18 protein-coding genes and 1 pseudogene are annotated in these 24,329 nt (G+C 41.1%); 9 read left to right on the forward strand and 10 right to left on the reverse strand.

Going from position 1 to position 24,329, the window contains the following annotated elements; translation table 11 throughout:
• Positions 1 to 356 precede the first annotated feature (356 nt).
• Positions 357 to 779 (forward strand): transcriptional regulator, encoded by a 423-nt coding sequence (locus GJB62_RS09800; RefSeq protein ID WP_245246128.1) that lies wholly within the window; start codon positions 357 to 359, stop codon positions 777 to 779.
• Positions 780 to 784: 5 nt separating this feature from the next.
• Here the strand turns inward: GJB62_RS09800 and GJB62_RS09805 are convergent, their stop codons facing one another.
• A complete protein-coding gene (locus GJB62_RS09805) occupies positions 785 to 1,003 on the reverse strand; it encodes a DUF4926 domain-containing protein (RefSeq protein ID WP_114084245.1) in 219 nt (72 codons plus the stop codon).
• A 75-nt stretch (positions 1,004 to 1,078) separates the two neighbouring features.
• A complete protein-coding gene (uvrA, locus tag GJB62_RS09810; protein ID WP_114084244.1) occupies positions 1,079 to 3,967 on the reverse strand; it encodes an excinuclease ABC subunit UvrA in 2,889 nt (962 codons plus the stop codon).
• A gap of 182 nt (positions 3,968 to 4,149) precedes the next feature.
• On the opposite strand from uvrA, the gene GJB62_RS09815 reads away from it, so the two are divergent.
• Positions 4,150 to 4,311: a hypothetical protein gene (locus tag GJB62_RS09815; RefSeq protein WP_181852907.1), complete on the forward strand. Its 162-nt coding sequence runs from the start codon at positions 4,150 to 4,152 to the stop codon at positions 4,309 to 4,311.
• A gap of 217 nt (positions 4,312 to 4,528) precedes the next feature.
• Here the strand turns inward: GJB62_RS09815 and GJB62_RS09820 are convergent, their stop codons facing one another.
• From GJB62_RS09820 to GJB62_RS09845, 6 genes are all read right to left on the reverse strand, one after another.
• Positions 4,529 to 7,186: an AAA-like domain-containing protein gene (locus GJB62_RS09820; protein WP_114084242.1), complete on the reverse strand. Its 2,658-nt coding sequence runs from the start codon at positions 7,184 to 7,186 to the stop codon at positions 4,529 to 4,531.
• Between the two features lie 66 nt (positions 7,187 to 7,252).
• A complete protein-coding gene (locus GJB62_RS09825; protein WP_114084241.1) occupies positions 7,253 to 7,879 on the reverse strand; it encodes a type I restriction endonuclease in 627 nt (208 codons plus the stop codon).
• Positions 7,880 to 7,948: 69 nt separating this feature from the next.
• Positions 7,949 to 9,589, reverse strand: a complete 1,641-nt coding sequence (locus GJB62_RS09830) for an AAA-like domain-containing protein (protein ID WP_114084240.1) — start codon at positions 9,587 to 9,589, stop codon at positions 7,949 to 7,951.
• A 68-nt stretch (positions 9,590 to 9,657) separates the two neighbouring features.
• Entirely contained in the window at positions 9,658 to 9,888 is a 231-nt protein-coding gene (locus GJB62_RS09835) for a hypothetical protein (protein WP_114084239.1), read from the reverse strand.
• Between the two features lie 152 nt (positions 9,889 to 10,040).
• On the reverse strand, positions 10,041 to 11,099 hold the full coding sequence (locus GJB62_RS09840) for a serine/threonine-protein kinase (protein WP_114084238.1): 1,059 nt from the start codon (positions 11,097 to 11,099) through the stop codon (positions 10,041 to 10,043).
• 346 nt (positions 11,100 to 11,445) lie between these two features.
• On the reverse strand, positions 11,446 to 12,339 hold the full coding sequence (locus GJB62_RS09845) for an alpha/beta fold hydrolase (RefSeq protein ID WP_114084237.1): 894 nt from the start codon (positions 12,337 to 12,339) through the stop codon (positions 11,446 to 11,448).
• A 247-nt stretch (positions 12,340 to 12,586) separates the two neighbouring features.
• Here GJB62_RS09845 and GJB62_RS09850 point away from each other — a divergent pair, with 247 nt between their 5' ends.
• Positions 12,587 to 14,275, forward strand: a complete 1,689-nt coding sequence (locus GJB62_RS09850; RefSeq protein ID WP_114084236.1) for an S-layer homology domain-containing protein — start codon at positions 12,587 to 12,589, stop codon at positions 14,273 to 14,275.
• Between the two features lie 10 nt (positions 14,276 to 14,285).
• Here GJB62_RS09850 and GJB62_RS09855 read toward each other — a convergent pair whose 3' ends face one another.
• Positions 14,286 to 14,723, reverse strand: coding sequence for a VOC family protein (locus tag GJB62_RS09855; RefSeq protein ID WP_114084235.1), 438 nt, complete (start codon positions 14,721 to 14,723; stop codon positions 14,286 to 14,288).
• Between the two features lie 112 nt (positions 14,724 to 14,835).
• Between GJB62_RS09855 and GJB62_RS09860 the strand changes: the two genes are divergently transcribed.
• Positions 14,836 to 15,615, forward strand: coding sequence for an MBL fold metallo-hydrolase (locus tag GJB62_RS09860; protein WP_114084234.1), 780 nt, complete (start codon positions 14,836 to 14,838; stop codon positions 15,613 to 15,615).
• Positions 15,616 to 15,785: 170 nt separating this feature from the next.
• Here GJB62_RS09860 and GJB62_RS09865 read toward each other — a convergent pair whose 3' ends face one another.
• Positions 15,786 to 16,811, reverse strand: coding sequence for a mechanosensitive ion channel family protein (locus GJB62_RS09865; protein WP_114084233.1), 1,026 nt, complete (start codon positions 16,809 to 16,811; stop codon positions 15,786 to 15,788).
• Between the two features lie 108 nt (positions 16,812 to 16,919).
• Between GJB62_RS09865 and GJB62_RS09870 the strand changes: the two genes are divergently transcribed.
• The 5 genes and pseudogenes from GJB62_RS09870 (at position 16,920) to GJB62_RS09890 (ending at position 24,275) form a co-directional block, all read left to right on the forward strand.
• Positions 16,920 to 17,837, forward strand: coding sequence for a histone deacetylase (locus GJB62_RS09870; RefSeq protein WP_114084232.1), 918 nt, complete (start codon positions 16,920 to 16,922; stop codon positions 17,835 to 17,837).
• A 30-nt stretch (positions 17,838 to 17,867) separates the two neighbouring features.
• Positions 17,868 to 18,239, forward strand: a complete 372-nt coding sequence (locus GJB62_RS09875; RefSeq protein WP_114084231.1) for a hypothetical protein — start codon at positions 17,868 to 17,870, stop codon at positions 18,237 to 18,239.
• A 21-nt stretch (positions 18,240 to 18,260) separates the two neighbouring features.
• Positions 18,261 to 22,742: a translation initiation factor IF-2 N-terminal domain-containing protein gene (locus tag GJB62_RS09880; RefSeq protein WP_114084230.1), complete on the forward strand. Its 4,482-nt coding sequence runs from the start codon at positions 18,261 to 18,263 to the stop codon at positions 22,740 to 22,742.
• A 148-nt stretch (positions 22,743 to 22,890) separates the two neighbouring features.
• Positions 22,891 to 23,702: pseudogene (locus tag GJB62_RS09885) on the forward strand (bile acid:sodium symporter family protein).
• 366 nt (positions 23,703 to 24,068) lie between these two features.
• Positions 24,069 to 24,275, forward strand: a complete 207-nt coding sequence (locus GJB62_RS09890) for a hypothetical protein (protein ID WP_147262556.1) — start codon at positions 24,069 to 24,071, stop codon at positions 24,273 to 24,275.
• The last annotated feature ends 54 nt before the right edge of the window (positions 24,276 to 24,329 follow it).

Consider the following 24,329-nt stretch of genomic DNA (forward strand, 5'->3'; position numbering starts at 1 on the left):
TATTTAAATATCGATTTTCATTTGAAATAGGACGACTTATTGCCGTAAATGATTGAAAAACATGGGTCAAATAGCTTTTTATGTTTCTTTTACCACATAAATACGGAAATATCAATCCCACCTCTTGGCTCAGTGTAGTAATTTTGAACTTATTTGTGCTTTGGATGAACCCCAGAACTAATAGACATCTCCGAAAATGAATGTAGAGACGTAGCACTGCTACGTCTCTACAAGGGTTCTGGGTAACGCATATTTAATTTCTGGAGATGTCTAATGTGTCAATAGGGTTTGAGATGCGCTTACCCTGTTGTCTGCCATTGTTTACTCGGCTAAAGTTCTGATGGTTCAGAAGAAGTATGACAAAGCAAACTGGAAAAATGACCTTTATTTTTAACTCAGAAATTTACAGCCACTTACTGTCTCAACATCAACCTCGGATTATTAAGACAGAAGAGGAAAACGAGAAGTTTTTAGAGACTGTTGAAGAACTGCTTTCTCGTTCTCATCCGACTCCTGAAGAAGATGCTTTACTGGAATTATTAGTAAAACTGATTGAGGATTTTGAAGATAAGCACTATCAGCTTAATTCCTCAACACCTCGCTCAAGAATCTTGCATTTGATGGAAGCTAGAGGTTTGGAACAAGCTGATTTGGTAGAAATTCTGGGTTCAAGCGAGATTGTTACTAAAATCATGAATAACAAACTAGAAATCACTAAAAAACAAGCTGAAGCTTTAGGTAAGTTTTTTAACGTTGAGCCAAGCTTGTTTATTTGTTGATTTTGTTAAACCAATAAAGTTTTTCCACCAATTGGTTGATGATATAAAGTCATTAGCTGGCTAGCATTTAAAGTTTCTACCGCATAAGCTTTTTTTGTTAAGTCGCTGAATTCTACTTCAAAAACTCCAGGTTCATATTCTTCCACAATCGTTCCTACTTGACCGTGATGCAATCCCACCTCTGGTAAGCCTTCGGTTAGGGCAACCACATCTAATAATTTCATTGGTATTACCTCATTGCTATAAAATTTAGAAATAGGATGGTTTAGTTTTATATAATGCACCCTACTTTGAAAAAACTAAGATTTCACCGCCGGATACTGTTTCAACACCTGCTTTAAATATTGCCCAGTATAAGACCTGGGATTTTTTGCAACTTCCTCCGGTGTTCCCACAGCAATCAATTCTCCACCTTTGTCGCCACCTTCTGGCCCCAAATCTATCACCCAATCAGAACAACGAATTACATCTAAGTTGTGTTCAATTACTAAAATTGAATTGCCTTTATCTACCAATCGTTGCAACACATCTAACAATTTGTGGACATCGTAAAAAGATAACCCTGTTGTCGGTTCATCTATTAAATAAAGTGTCTTACCTGTGGCGCGTCGAGATAGTTCTGTTGCTAATTTTACCCGTTGTGCTTCACCACCTGATAAGGTTGTAGCAGGTTGTCCTAATTGGACATAACCCAAGCCGACATCAAATAAAGTTTGCAAACGCGCGATCGCTTTGGGGATATTCTGGAAAAAGTCTAAGCTTTCCTCAACTGTCATTCTCAGTACATCAGAGATTGACTTATCTTTGTACTTCACCTGCAAGGTTTCGCGGTTGTATCTTGCACCTTTACAAATTTCGCATTGCACGTAAACATCCGGGAGAAAGTTCATTTCAATAACATTCACACCCTGTCCGCTACAAGCTTCGCAACGTCCACCTTTAACGTTGAAAGAAAATTGTCCGGGTTTGTAACCCCTAGCTTTCGCTTCTACTGTTTGGGAAAATACATCCCGAATGGCATCGAAAATTCCTGTGTAAGTTGCAGGGTTGGAACGTGGCGTGCGTCCAATGGGAGATTGATCGATAACGATCGCTTTATCAATCGCGTTTAATCCCTGAATTTTATCCAAATGTCTCGGTAAGGGAACTTTCTTTGTTAAATGGTGTTGCAGAGATGGGTAGAGTAATTCGTTAATCAGGGTAGATTTGCCAGAACCAGACACACCAGTGATGGAGACGAGTTTACCTAATGGAATGTCTACATCTATATTCTGTAAATTGTTGCGATGGGCATTTTTAATTCCCAAACTGCGCCCATTTCCTTCTCGGCGTTCTGCTGGTGTGGTAATTACTCGCCTTCCTGATAAATATGCACCCGTCAAGGAATCTTCTGCTGCTAATAACGCCTCAAAATCACCTTGGGCGATAATATTTCCGCCGTGAATTCCTGCACCAGGGCCAATATCAACGATGTAGTTGGCTGCACGAATTGTTTCTTCATCGTGTTCAACGACAATTAATGTATTACCCAAATCGCGCAATTTTGTTAAGGTTTTGAGCAACCTGCCATTATCTCGTTGATGCAAACCAATACTCGGTTCATCTAAAACGTAAAGAACTCCTGTTAAACCAGAACCAATTTGCGTTGCTAGACGAATCCGTTGGGCTTCGCCACCGGAAAGGGTCATGGCGGGACGGTCAAGGGTGAGATAATCTAAACCTACATCCAACAAGAATTGCAATCTGGCTTTGATTTCTCTCAGGACTAAATCAGCAATTTGTAACTGGCGATCGCTCAACTTGAATTGCTCAATTCTCTCTCGACAATCTCGAATTGATACGGTAGTCAATTCTAAAATTCCATATTGTCCCAACTTCACCGCCAAGGCTTCCGGTTTTAAGCGTTTTCCCTTACAAACTTCACACGGTTGGTCAATTAAATACTGCTCTAATTTTTGCTTAACTAATTCCGAACCACCTTCATACTGCCGTTGCAAAATTGGAATAGCACCTTTAAAACTCTGCTTCCTCTGTGCTTCTGCGGCTCGTTCATCTTTCTCTCCAAACAAAATAATTTGCTGCTGTTCTTCTGTCAGCTTGCTCCAATTTGTTTGTAACTCAAATCCATAAATTTGCCCCACGCTATAGAGTAATTCCAAGTAATAAGAATTATCTTTTTCTGACCAAGGCGCGATCGCAGCATAAACTGGCGCTTCCCAGTCGGGTACGATCAAGTCTGGCGCAAATCTTCTTAAAGTCCCGATGCCATGACAGTGTGGACAAGCACCATAAGGTGAGTTAAATGAGAACAATCGCGGTGATAGTTCCTCCATTACCGCGCCATGTTCTGGACAAGCAAAGTTTTCCGAAAATACTAACTCTTCTTCTTTTTCTTGTCCGTCGTCACCAAGTAGACTCACCAGAATGGCTGCAATCCCACCCGATTGCTTGAGACACGTAGACAGGGAATCAACCAAACGCTCTTGGATATCAGCCTTTTTCACCAAGCGGTCAATTACCACTTCGATGGTGTGGGTAAAGTTTTTATCTAATTCAATGGAATCTGACAGTTCGCGGATCTCGCCATTGATCCGCACGCGGACAAAACCTTGAGATGCCAGACTTGACAAAAGCTTACGGTGTGTGCCTTTTTTCCCCCGAACAACGGGTGCAAGAATTTGGAAGCGGGTGCGATCTGGTAATTCCATGATCCGATCGCACATCTCATCGATTGTCTGGGGTGCAATACAGCGATCGCATATCGGACAATGGGGTTCGCCAGCCCGACCAAATAACAACCGCAAATAGTCGTAAATCTCTGTCACCGTACCGACAGTGGAACGGGGGTTATGAGACGTTGACTTTTGGTCAATAGAAATTGCTGGACTTAAGCCTTCAATGGCTTCTACATCCGGCTTATCCAGTTGTCCTAAAAATTGCCGGGCGTAGGCGCTGAGGGATTCGACATAGCGACGTTGCCCTTCAGCGAAAATGGTATCAAAGGCTAGGGAAGACTTACCAGAACCAGAAACGCCAGTAAAGACAATCAGGCGATCGCGTGGCAATTCCAAGTCAATATTTTTCAGATTATGCTGCCTAGCACCCCGAATCCGAATGGTATTCTGGCTGTTGTGGCTGGGGTACGGAAGATGTCCATTCAAGGATGCTGCTAGCTGTTTGTCTGACATATTGGGCGGCGAAGAGGGAGTTTCCTATGAAACAGTCCTTAATAATACTATCTTTAATTAGTTTATAGTAGAACAATCGTACTGTTTTTGTGAGTTATCGTTTCAGATTCATGGCGCAGACATCCTTAAGAGTCTGCTGGTTTGGAAGCATCGCGATTAAATATCCTTCTGAGGGCGAAGCTATGGTATCGCAAATTCAACCGCCGACCCAGCCAGAGGTCATCTACTTAGATAGTGACGTACAACTAGTTGCTAATAATACCATACAGTTTAGCTGGATTGTAGAAATTAAGCAGAATATAGAGTGGCTATTTGCTGACTTAACTGGGGACTTCAAGATTTGAACTCGGAAGTTCGACCTTTTTGCTCGGTCATTGGTGTTCGGAACTCGGAGGTTTGACCTTTTTGCTCGGTCATTGGTGTTCGGAACTTGAAATACCGAGTTCAAAACTGCGATCGCATCTCTAATTTACCAAGCGATCGCTCTTTTTGAATATTAACTCCCCATAGCTCCCTCATTTCCCGGTTGGTGAGCGAAGTCGAACCACATCTCCCTCATCTCTACCGCCTTGGACAGACTTTAAGCGCATCAGGATGGCTAATCAAATAAACCTTGAGCCAACTGCAACCTTGCGCCATTAAATTATCTAAATTCAGATTCCACAGAATTATTGTGTTGTCTTGTCCGCCAGAAGCTAAAGTTTTGCCATCCGGGCTGAACACGACGCTGAAGACAATATCGCTATGCCCAGTTAGAGTGGTAATTTCTTTGCCCGTATCCAGATTCCACAATTTGATGGTGTGGTCAGCGCTGGCGGAAGCTAAAGTTTTGCCATCTGGGCTGAACGCGACGCTCTTGACCTCAGCAATATGCCCAGTAAGAGTAGTAATTTCTTTGCCCGTCTCCCGATTCCACAATTTAATGGTGTTATCACGACTAGCGGAAGCTAAGGTTTTGCCATCCGGGCTGAACACAACGCTGTTGGCCCAATTGCCATACCCAGTAAGAGTAGTAATTTCTTTGCCCGTCTCCCGATTCCACAATTTAATGGTGTTATCCCAACTAGCAGAAGCTAAAGTTTTGCCATCCGGGCTGAACACGACGCTGTTGACCTGAGCGCGATGGCCTTCTAAGCGATTTTGTTCACGAATATTGGTACTAGATAGAATTCTCTGTAAACTAAACAAAGGGCTGTATGCTGGATAGTCTGCTAAAGACTGTTTATCCTTAATCAAACTTTTTAATGTTCCTGCCGTCTCCATTGCTAATAGCAGAGCATCAAATTTCCTCGAAGTCTCAAACAGTCGCAACGCATTTGTTCCATCTCGTTCCAATCGCGTAGCCGTTAAAGCAACTTTTCTGGCATCGACTGCCGCATTCAGAGCAATTTGTGCCTGCTTTTGTTCTTGCCTTGCCCGATTTAAATCTGCAACAGCTTTTTGACGCTGCTGTTGTGCCTCTTGTCGTTGTTGAATTGCTTGGTTTGCCTGTACTTCAGCTTGACTAGCCTTTGCACTAGCTGCTGCGACTTTGTTTTCTGCTAATTTCAGATTTCGCTGTGCCTGATTCACTTTGGCATTTGCAGCATTCAGTTTTGAAGTGGCGTTACTAAGATTCCGTTTTGCCTGTGCTGCCTGTTCCGATATCCTTTGATTGTCGCGTGATATTTTGGCATTGTCTGCCAATATTCGCTGATTCTCTTGCTTGGTTGCTGCGGTTTCTGTCTTAGCATTATTTAATTCTGTTTGGGCATTATCTCTTTCTGCCTTTGCTGTTCCTGCTTGTCCCAATTCATATTGAGCAAATATTAATGATGCAACTGCCCCCAGCCCAGTCAGTCCTAACACCAAAGAACCAATACGAATCCGTTGATTAGCTTTGTGGTTTGCCTTTGCTAAAACTTGCTTTGCCTGTTCCTCTGCTTGCAGCCTTTTCTGCACATCGCGCTTTTCTAATTCCTGGCTAGCAGCTAAAAACTGATAGTCCAAATCACTTAAACTTTTACCTACTGCCCATTCTTGAGCATCATACAAAGTCTTTCCCCGCAACAAGCGCGACTCATCTTGACATTCAGACTCAACCCAGGCGTTGAATGTATCGGAGTAAGGACGCAAGTTTGCTAAGATGCGATCGCACCATTCCTGCTTAAACACCTCTGCATAAATCCGGTTATAAATTTGTAACTTTCCCTCCCGCTTCACTACCAGCCCCGTCAGCCGCAGTTCCGTTTGTTCAGGACTATCATCAGCTACTATCTCTCCGTGCTGCAAAATCTGCTGATACAATCCCAACAATCGCCCAGTCCTCTGTTCCCCACTCTGCAAAATTCTGTCTCGAATCGTCTTCAAATGCTCCGGCTCGTCTTGCGTCTCCCAATACCCAATAATCTCCTTGCGTACCAACTCTTCCACCCAATCCTCAGCTTCTAACCCCCAGTTCTTAGTCTCTAGTCCCCCCTGCACTAGTAATTTACAAACTTTTTGTGTCAAAAACGGCTGTCCCCCCGTCCAGTCCAGCACCACCTGCATCAACTCTTGAGAATCGTCCACTTCTGCCAATCCGTGTGCCAAGGGTTGCGCCTCTTGGAGGTGAAAGCCAGTTAAATCAATTGCCTGTCCAATATTAAAAGGTGTCCGGCGTTTGTCTTGAATCAAATCTGAAGGCGTAGACACTCCAATCAAAGCAAAGGTAAGGTAATTATATTCAGGATGGTCTGCTCGTCGGTTGTAGCAATCGCGGATAATTGCAAAAAAGTCATCTAAGTTGAATGAAAGACTCAGAACACTGTCAACTTCATCAATAAAAATAATAATCTTTTCAGTAATTGTTTTTAGTAAAATCGTTTCAATAAACTTGCTCAAACGCTGTACTGGTGAAAGCAAAACGTTGTCAGTCCACCAAGCATCTAAATCAAAAGTTGTATAAATATTCAAACTTCCCACTAGAGTATCAATCACCCCGGCATACCACTGTTTTGGTGTAATATCTGCCGTTCCAATAGCTGTAATATCAACAACAGCACAAGCAAATCCCTCAGTTTGCAAACGCTGCATTACCTGCACTCGCAAGCTAGATTTCCCCATCTGCCGGGAATTGAGTACATAACAAAAATTCCCAGCCTTCAAGCCTTCATAGAGGTCATGGTCAGCTTGCCGTCTAACATAAGTTGGTGCATTTTGAGGCAGGCTACCACCGACTTGATATTGATACTGGGTCATAAACAATTAAAATTAAAAATTAAAAATTATGAAATACAAATTTGGTAGGGTATGTTAGCACAGAGACTACGAATTACAGACTAAATAAGCTAGGCGTTTTAACACTTTTACCACAGTATCTAGGTCATCCCCACGATTGAGCGACAGTGTGTAAGATAATGCATATCTTGGTGTATCCTGTTTCGTCAACTTAATAAATTGAAATTCTCGACCATTGGTTACAAAACCAAATGTAGGTTTATCATTACCAGGATTAGCCAACATATAAGCTAATGCTTGAGAAATTGCTACCTCCAAAGAATATTCTGCTCGTTTCGCCTCAATAACGAGAACCCAAAATGGAGGATGAAACACCAAAATATCAATACGTCCTCTAATAATTGTGCCTTCGTCTTCAGAAGAAATTCTTACCTCTTCTTCCGAGGCGATATAAAAAGGCGGTTGATAAAAACCTGCTAGACGCAATAGTGGAGATAGCACCACCATTTTGACTACAGGTTCTAAAATTTGGTAGCGGGATAAATGCAAATATTCTGCCTTGACTTGGTTGAGAGATTGCTTTTCTAAATCACTCAACTCAGGTAAATCTTGCTGCCACTCAAAAAAAAACTGTTCATTGTCTGCACGTTGTAGCCCAAATTGATCTATGAGTTGGGCTAGGGTGATATCTTTTCCTTGAATAACTTGAACCATTGTTAAACCTTTTTGTTAAATGGTAATTTCAGATAAAAGTCTTATTGCACTCCTAACTAATGTACTTTTTTAATTTTTCAACCCCAAGCGATGCCCAAAATATTGACGATACAATTTACACAGTGGCACCACTTCATTGCCTTTAAACTTAACTAACCCCATACTGCGGAGTTTAAACGCTTCAGTTGTGCCTACATCCACGGGGCGATTTGCTGTCATCACTTGTTTAACCGCAGCTAGCAATTCTGCATCCTCTTGCAAATTCAGCCAGTGGCGGCGCAGATGGTCACTGTAAGGACCTTCCTCGGTTGCGGCGATTTTTTGCAGATTTGCCAGCGTCATCCGACCACGGGCAATTTCATAAAGCGCTACCCGCACTAAATAAGGATGACCACCCACCAGTGTCATTAATTCTTCAATTTGTGATTCAGGCCAATTGAGTCCGTGACGCTGTACCAAGTCTTGTACTTGTGTTTGATTTAAGTCTGGCAACTCAATAGGTAAGCCGACATTAAAAGGCGACCGATTAATATTGAGCGGAATATAAACTTCCTTAGAATGCACAATCACCAACCGGAGATTTTTCCAAACTGTCTCATTCTTTGACCGTTCATGCCAAGCTCGTAGCAATCCAAAAAAATCAGCAGCAATTATAGGATGCTTAAAGACTTCATCAACTTCATCCAAACCTATAGCTACGGGGCTATTAATCGCAGGTAATAAATACCGTTGAAAGTAATTTGTACATTTATTCTTGCTACCTAAAACACCCTTCCAATAATCGTCTAGCTTCTCTGGTAGATTCAGTTCGTAAGTAATGCTGGCACAGAACCACTGCAAAAACCGATCTAAATTGCCGAGAAATTCTGCATCGGCTGACTGGAAATTTACGGGTGCAGTCTGATAGCCATGTTGACTAGCATGATGGAGAACCCGCGACATCAGCGAAGTTTTGCCCATCTGCCGAGGAGCTTTGATGCGAATTAAGGCCCCTGGTTGAAGAATCGCTTCATAACAGTCTACCTCAATAGGCGATCGCTCCACATAGAACGCAGAGTTTAGAGCCACCTGCCCTTCTGGATTTTCTAAAGAGACTGCTGCTTTTATCTCGCTATCTGGAATCGTTTCGTTAGCACAGATACCACCTTGAAGATTGTTTCGACTTTTCAGCACTGGTGTCGAAGACTCTGGAATACTTTCTAAATCAATAGCGCTACAGCCAAACTCATAAGCATCCTCATAAGACCTATCAGCGCCCAATGCATCATAAAAGCCTACCGCAAATTTAATTGCGGCGCGATCGCCAATTGCCCGATTCATCCCAACTACACAGTTAATGTGTTGGTAAATAGACTCAGCTTGCACCTCGCTATAACAGGCATTTAATAATACACACTCAATTTTGTCTTTAAATAATTTAAATAGCCTTGCCAGTGACTCTGTACTCACTAGCTGCATTTCCCCTGTAATATTTTCCAAGGCTAAACCTTGATTTCCTCCACCATGTCCAGAAAAATGGATGATATGAGGATTATGATCTAAAAGCGCACGCCGCAAATCGTCAGGACGCACCGCCCATTTCGTAATCAGTTCAAACTTATCTCGGCTGCGAGAGCGTTGCAACCCTTCCTGAATTTCCCTAACTTCCTCGTCCAAGCGAAGTTTATCTGTCGTCGTGGGATTAGCTGACACAATCAGGATTTTTTTCACAGCGCTATCAACTATTGAATGCAGGCTTCTGGCTTAGATGTAGTTTACTACAGCAGGTAAGTAGACAATTACCGATAGCGCATTACCGTTAATGAGCCTTTTAGCTCCATTAATGAGTCTTTGAACTCCATTAATGAGTCTTTAAACTCCATTAATGAGCCTTTTAGCTCCATTAATGAGCCTTTTAGCTCCATTAATGAGGCTTTTAACTCCATTAATGAGTCTTTAAACTCCATTAACGAGGCTTTGAACTCCATTAATGAGTCTTTAAACTCCATTAATGAGTCTTTTAGCTTCATTAACGAGTCTTTGATACTCGTGAAAATGACAGCAATTTTTACAAGCGTGGAATACACATAATTTTAGGGGCACAATATATTGTGCCCCTACGCGTGTAGTCTATTCAATTGGAAACGACTGTAATCCTTAGCCAGATGCAACCTAATTAATCTTAATTTCCGGTTTTTTGTTGACAACTTGCTTTGAAATCCAAGCTTTGACATTCTCTTGCTTCCAGCAATTGCCTAACCGCACTACCAGGCTGACAACTCATCAAAGTTGCCCCCATCGCAGCTAGTGTAATAACAGTAGCTAATCCCAGCACTGTAGCTCGTTTTATAGGTTTGATTGTACTGATTAAATTATCTATTCCAGTGCCAGTACCAACAACCTCAATTGGCTCAAGTGCTTTTAAAGCAATAGCCGCATTAGCATAGCGACGGTTTCGGTTACGTTCCACCATTGTCATTAACCACCACCGAAAACGCGGACTGATTTGAGGAACTAATTGCTGGAAATTAAAGCGGTAGTTATCATCAATTAATTTTCCAATATCAACAGAACGGGTATTAGTAAGTAAGCAAATTAGTGTTGCTCCCAAACTATATAAATCTGATGCTTCAGTCAGGGAATGACCAAACTGTTCTTCTGGTGGCATAAAACCTGGGGTTCCTGCTACGAAGCTGCTAAGAGCTATTTTTGCACCCTGTATCCTAGCTAATCCAAAATCAACTAAATAAGCATTTAGTTGCTCATCAACCAAAATATTTTCTGGTTTGATATCCCGATGAATAATTGGCGGAGCTTGCTTTTGTAGATAGACCAAAAGCTCTAAAATGGACAGAGCAATTTGCTTAATTTCTTCTGGATGAAAGCTGTTTTTTAAGCCTAAAGATGGGGCATTTTTATGTTCCTGCACCAGATAAAAAGCCCCTGGTATTTCAAAAGAATCTATATAGCGAGGGATGCGAGAATGATTGAGTTGCTGCAAAATTTCGATTTCGCGCTGATATGCTTTCACACCTGACAAATCAGCATCGGCCCGAGCAAAACAAAACTCTTTAATCACTACCTGTTGCTTAGAGTTGAGGACATTAGCTAAATAAGTAATTCGTCCTCCTTCTCGGTTGCGTCCTAGTTCGCTGATAACTTGATAGCCTTGTTGAGAAAAATCTGGATGGTGATTTGAGGGAATTACCTCTTTATGTCCATTACGCACATCAAGCTCCATTACACACCATATGAGTTTGATTCTGTCAATCCTTTTGGGAGAGGGAATAGGGAATAGGCAACAGTGAAATTTGTGCTTATAGATGCCGTTTGGTTGCCTGTTCAATCTAAATAGGACTTACGCAAGAACTCTCTGAAGCTCTTATTTCTCCGTGTCCTCTGCGCCCTCTGTGGTAGCCTGCGGCAAGCCACTTCGTGTCTACGTTTTCTCATGATTTTGCGTAAGTCCTGCTAAAATCTAGAATCTAAAATTGAGTGACCCAGATTGTTAGCTCCATTTCTACTCTGCATAGGCCAAGACGCGGGGACAGAAAATATCTTTGCATTTGCGTCTTGGCATGAAATTACTAATTTTGCGTTAGCCAATCGATAATCTGGGCATTGACAACATCTGGAACTTCATCGTGCGGACAATGACCGGCATTAGGAATGGGGACTATTTTGATTTGTTTGCCATTCTCACGCGCCTCTTCGTAAATCTTGGCCCCGGTAATTGGTGTCCAGGGATCATCAGCACCCCAAATTACTAATAGAGGACGTTCTACTTTGGGCAAAAGTTCCTCTGGACTTGGGCCAGGAGGGGCTGTGAGAATGGAAGCGAAGACTTGTTGCGCTCCTGGGTCGCAAGAGGGAGTATAAAGTAAATCGACTAATTCATCGGTGACGGCTTCACGATCGCGGTAAACTTGGTAGAGAGTACGGCGAATTTGGGCTTTTTGGCGGATGCGGTTATAGACAAATTTACCTGTAATTGGCGATCGCACAAACCGATTAAAAGCTGCCATCACCATCCTTAGCGGCGGGTTCAATTCGTGGGGACGATGACTCAAGCCACCCGCAGAGTTAATCAAAATACCACCAGCAGCAATTTCTGGATGTTCTACCAGTACAATCAAGCTCAAAAGTGCGCCGATAGAGTTGCCAATAAATACAGCCGGTTCGTGTATATGTGCTGTGCAAAAATCTTTCAGCAGTTCCACCCAAACTTCGACGCTGTAATCAATAGGCGCTTTATCGGAACCGCCAAAGCCTAAAAGGTCTATGGCAAATACTTGGTAGCCAGCATCAGCTAAAACTGGGATATTTTTACGCCAGTGTCCAATGGAAGCACCGAAGCCGTGAACCAGCACCAGAGGTCGTCCAGTGCCCATGACAGTGTACTGAATTTTGTAGCCCTGCCAAGTCCAAATGAATTTTTCAAAAGCGTCTTGGGTTGCAAGCTGCTGTGTAGTTATAGTCATTAATAAGATTCATAAAGTGTTTCTTCAAATATATTAATGTTCTCTGACCTCACATCCTGAAATTAGAGAATAGAATTGCTGCGCCAGTTGTCTCCAGTTCTTAGGGGTAACGATAAATACTATACTTTTAACTTATCGTTTAACACTGAGTAAATGTTAGTTCCATCCACCCCAAGGGATTAATAAGTCAAGGGATACCAAATACCCCTGTGATTTTTTAGACGAATGGTAGTGTGAGATGAAATATATGAATCAAAGTTATTTTGCTCAAATCAGCAAATTTGTTCTGGCTGCAACCTCTGTGGCAATATTTTCGCCAATCGCTTCTGCATCTGCAACTTCAGGGTTCTCTACCACCGTCGCCCAAATATCTGATAATTCCACAGGTCAACAACTTTTAGCTGATAAAAAACTAGAAACCAGGAGTCGTACTACTACTATTGAGCGGCAAACTATCACCACAGAAAGCCGCAGTAGTAGTGTTTCTGCAAAAGGCAAAAAAACAGGTTTTAGCCTTGCCATTTGGGAACCATCCGGGAACTTGTCAGAGGTGATTGCTCGCATTTCTGTCAAGAGTAAAGGTAGCAAGGGCTATTTAAAAGAGCGCTTTTTGGGTGATTACAAGTACAAGATTAAGCAAAAAGCAAAATTTGCTAAGGGGTTAAAAGCTAGCGATCGCATCGTCGTGCGATTGTATGATGTTCAAAACCGCTTTATTGGCTACAGCGAATTTGAATGTTTATCGGCAAATACCACAGTTAACCTGGTTTTGTCAGCTAAACCTACAGAATATCAAGTCGTTCGCACTGTTTATGGTGTTGATGCTGACCAAAACGGCACTATTGACACAGGTACCACCACCTACGACTACTTCACCCAAGTTAGCGACCAACGTGTTAGTTTTCTGAGCAGTTCCCAAACCTTCCAAGGTAGTCAGTTCCAAGTAGAAGGTTTGTCAAAAATTGCAGGAACCAGCGTTTATCCCGTTTCTTTCACTCAGGGTGAGTATGCTTTAGTGCGTCAGTCGTTCGTGAGCGTCTTTAGTTCCGACTTAGCAGAGGCTTTGCAAGCTACTCCTGGCAGCTTGGTGCAGGTGATTGAAGTCAGCGATAACTCTAGCTACGACATCAGCCAAATGCTGATGAATTATCGCCAAGTTGGGATGTCTCGCGCTCTTCAGGTTGGGTTTTCTGACGTTTCTACAGACTACTGGGCTAAAGATTTTATTGCCGAATTGGCCTCAATGGAAATTCTCGAAGGTTTTCCTGATGGGACTTTTCGCCCGGATGCACCAGTAACTCGCGCTCAATTTGCGGCAATGTTGCGGAAAGCGTTTACCAAGGGGAAAATTCGTCGAGCGATCGCATTTAAGGATGTCTCAACTCAATATTGGGCTTACAATGCCATCAGCGAAGTTTATCAAATGGGCTTTTTAAACGCTGTTATTGGTAAGGATTTCAACCCCAGCCAAAGCCTTTCTCGCCTTGATATTTTGGTAGCATTAGCGCGGGGATTAAATTATCAAAGCAGTGGTTCCACGGATACAATTTTATCTGTTTACAGCGATGCAACTACTATTCGTAGTGAATATCGCAGTCTGATTGCAGCTTTGACACAACGCGGTATAGTCGTCAACTATCCCAATGTGAAATTGCTAAATGTTGAACGGGTAGCAACCAGGTCTGAAGTGTCTGCTTTGCTATACCAAGCTCTATCTAGCACTGGACAAGTAGCAAATATCTCCTCGCAGTATGTCGTTGGACAACAACAACAAGTTGCAGCTGAGGAGCAGACTGAAACTTCAACAGAGGGGGTAAAACCACGTCGCCACTGTAACCAAGGAATTGGTAATGGTTCTGAGGGATGTGACCCAGGCAATTCCCATCCTCACGGTGGCAGTAACGATGAAGGTGGACGCACACCTGGTAAAAAGTAATACTCTTTTTTTAAGAGACGCGATTACTCGCGTCTCTAGCTTGCTCAACTGTAAAACTAATCTCCTGACCATAGGAAATTTCTAGTGTATGACCATCAGGGTCTCGAATATAAGCCCAGTAACCAACCGGAAAGCCCCAGTCATTTGGCCCATCTAGCAGTATTTCCTCAGCGCGTGCCTCATTGCACAGGCGATCGATTTCCCCACGATTCTGATAAGCTACCCCAAGATGGGATTGTGGTAATAATGCGCCTTCTACTTTAGCTGCTTTAATTAGGACAATCACAAAAGGTCTAGTCAGGTCACTAATCCAAGCAACATCTACTTGAGTAGTTTGATCGGTGCGACGATGCACAACTGTCATTTGGGCATACTTTGCATAAAATGAGATACTTGCATCAACATCACTGACTGCAAGTGCAATGTGAGTAAAACCAAGATCAGACATAAAACAACCCCGTGTATAGACTTAACCGGAAGAATGTAGGTATTAGCCTCATTGCTTACTAAGAAAGCTGACACGATTGATAATGAAGATAGGCGTTATCTTCACAAAATTTATGTTTTTAACTTGGTTTGACAGCAACTCTTGGTTACTGGAAATTGGTGGAAAAAGAATACTGATTGACCCTTGGCTGGTTGGTTCTTTAATTTTCAGCAATTTGGATTGGTTATTCAAAGGTTCGCGATCGCAAAATCGCCCAATACCAGATAATATTGATTTGATTCTGCTGTCTCAGGGTTTAGAAGACCACGCTCACCCACCAACGCTTCAGGTACTCGACCACAGCATCAAGGTTGTAGCCTCTCCCAATGCTGCCAAGGTAGTACAGCAGTTAGGTTATACCCAAGTTACTACTCTCGCTCATGGTGAAACTTTCACTTTAAATAATCAAGTTGAAATCAAAGCTTTCCCTGGTTCACCCATTGGCCCGACTTTGGTAGAAAATAGTTATCTCCTCAAAGAATTGGAAAGTGGGCTAACTGTATACTACGAGCCTCACGGTTATCATTCTCCACAACTTCAGCAATCTGCACCCATTGATGTAGTGATTACACCGTTTATTGATATGACATTGCCTTTGCTGGGGCCGATTATTAAAGGTAAAAATAGCGCTTTGGAAGTAGTAAAATCGTTACAACCTCAAGTAATAATACCTACTGCGGCTGGTGGTGATGTGGCGTTTGAAGGGTTGCTGATGAAATTGATTCAGACTAAAGGAACTGCTGAGGAATTTCGTTCGTTAGTAGAGAAAAACAATCTTTCAACACGGGTACTTGAACCGAAACCAGGCGATCGCTTTGAACTACCATTAGAAAAACGAGCATTAGCAATTTAATTTGCACCCAGCCTTAGCGATTAGTTTTGTAGGTTGGGTGCAGCGTTAGCGTAACCCAACATAAAATTTGGTGGTAATGTTGGGTTGCGTTTTACTCCACCCAACCTACATAAATATATCGTTTAAAAAACTCTAGGTTTCAACATAGATGAGGTTTAACGTGGCAAATACTAATTTTTTCCTATAGCTGAATTATCTTGCATATATACTTTTCTAATCGGAAAAGGAATTTGAATTCCTGCTTGCTGATAGCGTTTGTGTAATTTTTTCACAACTAGATGTTTACCAATACGCTGATCGAAGTATTCGCTTACCCGCATATAAAGCGTAAAATCTATACTAAAATCATTAAAAGTATGAAATCTAATATATGGCTCATTATCTTTTAATTCCGGTGCAATTTCTCGCATGACTTCTTTAGCAACTTCTACAGTCACTTTTTCAACTTGTTCCAAATCGCTATCATAACTTACACCCACATTCATTGTTAAAGTAATTTCTTTTGCGGGTAAATGATAGTTGGTGAAAATTGCCGAAGACAATTTAGAATTTGGAACAATGACAACATTATTGGAAATTTCTCTCATTGTTGTATTGCGCCAAGAAATATCTATAACATATCCCTCATGTCCAGCATCTAATTTTACATAATCTCCGGTTCTAACTTGCTTAGAAATAATTAAGTAAAACCCAGAAAACAAATTTGCAAGTGTGTCTTGAAGTGCCAAACCAACTGCTAGACCACCAATACCTAAAGTTGTGATAATCGGGGTAATTTGAACACCCACCGTTTGCAGTATGATTAATGTTCCCAAAGCTAAAACAGTAATTTTAGCCAGGTTAGAAATTAGCGATGTGGGAACCCCTTCTGCTCTGCGAATAAATAAATTCACAAAACCAGCAGTCAATCTGGCTAAAACTAGGGTTACTGAATACAGCAGTGCGATTGTCAGAACTTTTTGCAGTACGATCGCAATATCCGGTTTCAGGGGTGCGCTCAGAATTGCCCAAAAAAAACCGGCAATGACAAACCAAATAAAAGTCATGCGGTGCAGAGAGTGAAATATAATATTTCCCCCCGCAATTCGTTTATTATTAACGAATATTTCCAGTTTTTTGAAAATAACTTTTTCACCAATTATTCCAGCCAGTAAGCCAGCTAGAATAAATGTTATCGGCGGAATCCATTCCATCATAATTAATTTAAATTTGGAATTTTAGATTTACAAGAACAGCTTTTTTACTGTGATTATGGCTAAATTTTACCTTGTTGTTGGATTAGCTGCTTGAGATTGTCTTTCCTTATGGACTTGCCAATTATTTACCACCCAGATTACATTGCTCCGCTACCTGAAGGACATCGTTTCCCGATGTCTAAGTTCCGACAACTCTACGAATTGCTGTTAGCTGATGGTGTAGCGAATCAAGAACAATTTCACACCCCCGAACGTCCACCGCTAGAATTGATAGAGCTAGTCCACACCCCAAGCTACGTTCAAGCTTATTGCGAAGGAACCCTAGACCCCAAAGCACAGCGACGCATTGGTTTGCCTTGGAGTCCAGCATTAGCGAATCGTACCTGTGTGGCGGTAGGTGGGACGATACTCACTGCAAAACTGGCATTAAGTCATGGTTTAGCTTGTAATACGGCTGGTGGAACTCATCATGCCTTTCCCAGTTATGGGTCTGGTTTTTGTATTTTCAACGATTTAGCGATCGCTTGTCGCGTTTTACAAAAATTCGGACTCGTCCAAAAAATCCTGATTGTCGATTTGGATGTTCATCAAGGAGACGGCACCGCTTTTATCTTCCAAGACGACGACAGCGTTTTTACTTTCTCCATGCACTGTGAAGTCAATTTTCCCGGTACAAAACAAAACAGTGATTTGGATGTTCCTTTGCCGGTGGGAATGGAAGACGACGCTTATTTACAAACTTTAGCGAATTATTTAGCAGATTTGTTATCTAAAGTCAAGCCAGACTTAGTATTTTATGATGCTGGTGTTGACCCTCATATAGGCGATCGCTTGGGCAAATTAGCCTTAACCGATACGGGCATTTTTCGCCGTGAAATGCAGGTTTTAAGTACTTGTGTGAGTAGCGGTTATCCCGTCGCCTGCGTCATTGGCGGTGGTTATGCTGATGATATGAAATCTTTAGTTTGGCGACATTCCCTACTGCATCGCGCCGCTAGTGAAGTTTATCAACAGTATAAACTTTGATACAACCTCTATTCTTTGGAAGTCCCTTAGATGAGAAAATTGGGAAAAGCAATAACAGTAATAATATTAAGTACATTGTTAGGAATTCCGTTAACTATTTTATCGCTGTGGTATCAGAATCCTCCAGGTTGTGAACAACTCTGCTTAAGTGAACCATGTCTTCCAAATGCGTGTATGGGTGGTGATTCTTTAACGGCTGGGTTCCCATTCCCAATAGTGCATGATGATAATGCTGGCTCACCAGTACATGGCTGGGGAAGAATTGGGGTTGAAGATATCCAGAATCTAAATTTTGGGGCATTTTTATTAAATGTCTTGTTTTACGGTGTCATAATAATCATGCTTTTTGCGATTACAAAAAGTATTTTTAAATCCGTAAAACGTTCAAGACGGTTGGGCTAATACGGACAAGGTAAATAGTGGATGAACAACGGTAAACTCAGAGTCTACGAACTAGCAAAAGAATTAAATTTAGATAGCAAGAAGCTATTATTAATTTGTGAAAAGCTCAAAATTGTAGTCAAAAGCCATACCAGTACAATTTCAGAATCCGATGTAGAACGTATTCGTTTAGCGGTAAATAAACTAACAGCAAAATCCTCGAAAACTACTAAAACAACCTCTGAAGATTGGGGCTATACGTTTATAGCTTCAGCAATTGATAGTTTTATCCGCCATCTTGAAGGTGAGGCTGCCTTGAAATCATATTCCGATTTTAGGGAGCGGCGCGATCGCGCCAATGAGTTAATGTATGAATGTGTCGGAAAAAAGCCTTCATTATTTTATGTGCGTCGCAAAGGCGCAGGGAAAGAGGCAAGAGAGGAAATTTGGGATTTGACAATAGCAACAGACTCCGATGATTTTCCATTGCCTGCAAGACTTGAGAAGCTCAGAAAAACATTAGGATTTAGAGCAGCTGTACAAAAAGATGGACGCGACGGTATAAAAATACTTTCGGCTCAGTTATTACAACCTTCACGCGGACACGCCGACAGCTACGCTATCCCTTGTCGCTTGCGTTTACTGGCTAATCATCAGCATCATCTCGACATTCCGCCGACGACATTGAAGCGCATCGCCACCGCGCCAGTTTGTGGCGAAAATGTACCTACAGAAGATCAGCTGAAAGCTTGGAAAGCATTTTTGCAAATTGAGGAAAAAATTGCTAAAGCACGTCAATTTTGTGTGCGTTACGTAAGTCATAACTATAACTTCAAAAGGCGGATTAGTTTTGAAATTGATGTAAACTCAGCCACCCTTGACGGCTTTTATCAAAATTCCCTCGAAGTAGATAACTTTTGGGAACGGGCAAGACGCACAAAAAACGAAGATTTAAAACTTTTTGAAACTGCTCCTGTCGGAAAAAATTGGATTAGCGGTCGTCAATTAGGAACTGTTGAGGAAGTTGACCCCAACCGTTGTATTATCAGCCTCAGACTAGAACGTGACTTAGCTGAATTCATGGCAACAGAGCGCTACAAATTACCAGCTACCGGATTCTTATGTTTCGAGGCAGTTGGTGATATTCAGCAGATTCAGCGTAAGAAAAAAGCCTTAGATGATTTGAATAATGGTTACACCCAAAATCCTTATTTAGGTAACTTTTTATTCGATGCTTCTCAGGCAAGACAAATCAAAAGCACTGTTGAACTCCAACCACAAGACTTATTATTATCTTCGGCTAATCCTGGGCAAAAAGCAGCAGTAGAAAAGGTACTTGCTGCTAAGGATCTTGTTCTCATCCAAGGGCCACCAGGTACTGGTAAAACTACTGTAATTGCTGAAATTTGCTATCAAATTGCACTTCGAGGCGGACGAACTCTAATTGCTTCACAAGCGAATTTAGCAGTAGATAACGCCTTGAGTCGATTAGTTCACAACCCAGTGATTCGGGCAGTACGCAAGGGTAGAGCCGAAAAAGTTGGGGAAGAAGGACAGCCCTTTTTAGAAGACCAAGTGATTGGCAGATGGCTAGAAAATACAGCTTATGACTGCGAAAATAATATTACACAGCGTCTCGAAAATATCAAAATTTTCAGTCAATTACTGGCATCATCACAAAGATTCAGACCCTACTTCCAAGCAGAGGAAGAATTTAGCCAGCAGCAAGCGAAATTCAATAAAAATAAGTTAAAGGTAGAGACAAACTTTAAAAATCAAGAAAAATCTTATAACGAAACCGTAGAAAAACAGAACAACGTTGAATCTCTAATTGCAGGTCTAGAAAATATACTAAACACTGCACCAAATATAAATTGGGAAGCTCCAGAAGTTACAGATTTTTTGCCACTTCTGAAGCCATACACAGAAGGTAATAGTTTAGTAGAAGAATTTTTAGTAAATGTTCGTCAAACCATCAAATATATTGATGAACTTGGCTTGGTGCGTCCGGTGTTTGGCGCTTTTGGTTTAGCGGTTTGGTTGCGTGAAACTGTAGCAACAGAAATTTCTGGATTTAAATCTGCTTTTACTCATGCTAAAGAGGCTAGTCAAGCCATCTTAGAAGTTGCAGCCTCAGTTGAGGTTGTCAAACAGAATTTTGCATTATTAAATCAAGCGCAACCAGATTATCAGAAATATCTTGCTAAACTGCAAAACCTACAGCAAACAATCCAGATTTGGGAAAATCGCCAACGTGAAATAGATTATATTATCTCAGCAGTAAAAGAATGGAAGTCTACAGCACCTTCTCATCTATATCAAACTTTAAAAGATTGTCAGCAATCAGGTTTACCACTAACAGAAAATTTAGTGGACTTACCACTAGGTTTATTGATGTTTGCTAATACATTAAAATTATCAATAGTACCAAAAATTTACAAAATTAACCTACCAGAATGGGAGCTATTGACAAAAGCGATCGCTTATGAAATAGACGGGGGTTTTACCGATAGACGGGGTAAACAGCATAATTTCAGCTATTTTTTACAAGAAAATTTTAGTCAGATTCCAATGGTGCTATCAAAGAGCGATCGCACCCAATGGCAAGAAACCTATCAGCAGTTTAGCAATTATCAGCTACTCAATCCCAAACAACGAAAATTACTGGTCGAAAATACCCAGGTTTTCTTAATTAGAATGCAACGAACTTATGGCGCATCATGGGAATGGAATAACATCGATTCTACTCTCACCCGACTTACCCAAGAATTGTTAGATACTATTCTTGTAAATGCACGCCAATGCGTTTTAAAAGTCAAAACCGAAACTGAACAACAGCTTCAGTATTTACAAAGACAATTAAATGAACTTCAGAAAAATGAAATTAGCCAACAACAAATATCTATTACTCAAGCTGAGGTAGAAAAAGCACAACAAGACGCTAATTTGCAACTTGGCAGAGTTATTAATATTTTGCAAGAACTTAATCAACAAAATATACCTACTCAATTACGCACTTTAACTGATAAATATCTTGCAACCCAATCAAATATTTGGGAAAACCCACAAGAATTTTCCAATCAAGTGAATTATTGGATAACTTCCATTAGTCAGCTTGAAACCTTAATTTCATCCTTAGAACCTTTTGCGGTGTTGGAGATAATTAGAAGTTCTCTATACGAGCATTTATCAAAACTACAAGAAGAAACTGAGACTTCTCTACAGCAACTTCAAAAATTACAAATTAGCTTACGTGAAATAGAAGATAAATTACAACCACAGCCGTCAGATAGTTTAATAGAAGAAAGAAACTGGTGGTTGAGAGAATGGCAAAAAATACCGGATAAGTTTAAACCAGAAAACTCTGCTGCTGACTTGTTTAATATAGAGTTATTGCGCGGTCTCAATATTCAGTTTGAATCTTGGCAGAAAGAACTCGAAAAAGAAGAAAATTATCTCAAAAAATATCAGAATTTTGTCCAAGATTGGATTGGAAAATTAAGACAGCCAAATGAGCGCGATCGCGACGATTTAAGGCGTATATATTTAGATAATGCCAACGTCGTTGGTATCACCTGCGTTCAAGCTGCAAATAGAGGTTTTTCGGAAGAATTCAAATCCTTTGATGTTGTCATCATTGATGAGGTTAGTAAGTGTACTCCACCAGAGTTACTAATCCCAGCCTTGAAAGGTAAAAAATTAGTCATGGTAGGCGATCATCGGCAATTACCACCCATGCTTGATACTAGCACTGTAGAAGAAGTTGCTCAAACAATGGGTAATACACGAGACGAATTACAATTCTTAGAAGAATCACTATTTAAAAGTCAGTTTGAATCGGCTGATGAAAGCATTAAACAAATGCTAACTACACAATATCGAATGCACCCATTTATTATGGGTGCAATCAATCAGTTTTATGATGGGAAACTAGAATCTGGTATTTTGGAACCGGACATAAAACGCGCACATCATTTAGCAGGCGAAATTATCCAAGAATCTCAGCATCTTATTTGGGTAAAAACGCCTATCGAAAATGAGTTTTTAGAGCAAAGAAACGGAACTTCTTACTTTAATACACCAGAAATTGATGCGATTGAACATCTGTGTCAGCAGTTTGAGACGACTTGGGCTTCTAAAGTTGCTAATGGAGAACCAAAAAAAGAAATTGCTGTAATTACCTTTTATGGCGCTCAATTAAGGAAAATCGATGAACGTTTGCAATCTGAACTTTTCCCTTCATTAGAGATTCGGACTGGGACAGTAGACAGATTTCAAGGTATGGAAAGACCTGTTGTGATTGTGAGTATGGTTCGCAACAACAGTAAAGGAGATGTTGGATTTGCTAAGAAACCAGAACGGGTAAATGTTGCATTTTCTCGCGCCCAAGAACTGCTGATAATTGTGGGCTGTCATAATTTGTTTACGCATCAACCAGGTAAAGTCGGAAGTATGTATTCTGAAGTATCAAATATTGTAAGTCTTCATCAAGGTTTCGTAGATGTTTCTCGGCTCTTCTGCTAAACCTATTACAGTTGTTGAACTAGAAATTTAACGGGAATACGGTACAATCCAGAGGCACTTTTGTTGTTACCAACGCTGATTAAGGATGGAAGCAAATTTTCTGACGGCTGTTTTTCTGCCCCTAGCTTTATTTATTATCATGTTAGGCATGGGGTTAAGCTTGACCCTAGAGGACTTCAAGCGAGTTTTCATTTATCCCAAAGCGGTGGTGGTTGGCCTAGTGGCACAGTTGGTCATGTTGCCAATGGTGGGCTTTGGCATTGCATCGGTGTTTCCCCTTAAGCCAGAATTAGCGGTAGGTGTGATGATTTTAGCAGCCTGTCCCGGTGGCGCTACAATATGATTACGTTTTTGGCTGGGGGTGATGTTGCTCTTTCTGTGACGCTAACAGCTATTAGTAGTTTCATTACGGTTTTTACGATTCCTCTGGTAGTAAATTTGTCAATGCAGAGATTTTTGGGGGAAGGAACAACTTTACAATTGCCTTTTTTAAGTACTGTTTTGCAGATTGCGGTGATTACACTTTTACCTGTAGCAATTGGGATGATAGCCAAGCGTTATGTACCCGGATTAGCAGACAAAGCAGATAAACCTGTGAAGTGGCTGTCTTTATTTTTCCTGGCGGTGGTAATTACTGGAGTGCTGTTGCGAGAACGGAATAGTTTTATTTCTTATCTAATAGATGTGGGCGGGGCAACTTTAGTGTTGAATGTGGTTGCAATGGCTTTAGGTTTTGCGATCGCAACTTTAACCCGATTAGGAGAAAAAAGCGTTACGGCAATTACAGTAGAAGTAGGGATTCAAAATGGGACACTGGCGATCGCGATCGCTTCTACACCTACGCTGCTGAATAATCCTACAATGGCTATTCCTGGGGCAATTTATGGTCTACTAATGTTTGTGACTGGTGCTGCATTTGCTTGGTGGGCTAGTCGTCGCCAAGGCTTACTGAAAGCATAAAGATATTTTGCCTCATGGGTTATAAGTATTAGTACAAATTAAATTACCGATCTCAAGAGTTTGATTGAAAAGATTGAGGCTATCTATTAGACAAACTAGCCCGTGTAAGTAGAAATTATCCAGTCGCCTGCATTATTTTTGGCAATTATACTGATGAGATGAAGCCTTTTCTGGGCGTTACTTCTTCTCAAAATTAAAGCGATAAATAATATTTTCTTTCCTGCTTCCCTTACCCACAATCCTTTTTCACCTTTCCCCTTCAACTAGGAATTATTAAGATACCAGACATTTCTGGAAAAGAGATTATGGCTTGTGTAGTAAGAAAGCAAATATCACTTGATGCTTAATTTAGCTCAAGGGGGTCTAATGATTGATCGCTTTGTAAATCTAATTTTTATCGATTCTTTTGCCCTTGCCATTAACCTGACATTTGGTAAATTGCTTCACACCAAAATCTGCAACTATTCATGGGATGGAATGGTAAGTGATGAGCTTTCAACACCAGAAACTGGCGCTAGTTCTTCTGAATTGCCAGCATCCTTGGAGGAAGATATAACTACTCCTATTTCATAAAGCCTGCTTAGAGGATGTTTTAAAAGTCCCTTTATCGGTATCAAAAGTTAAGAT

It is taken from the genome of Nostoc sp. ATCC 53789 (assembly GCF_009873495.1).
Classification (GTDB): Bacteria; Cyanobacteriota; Cyanobacteriia; order Cyanobacteriales; family Nostocaceae; genus Nostoc; species Nostoc muscorum_A.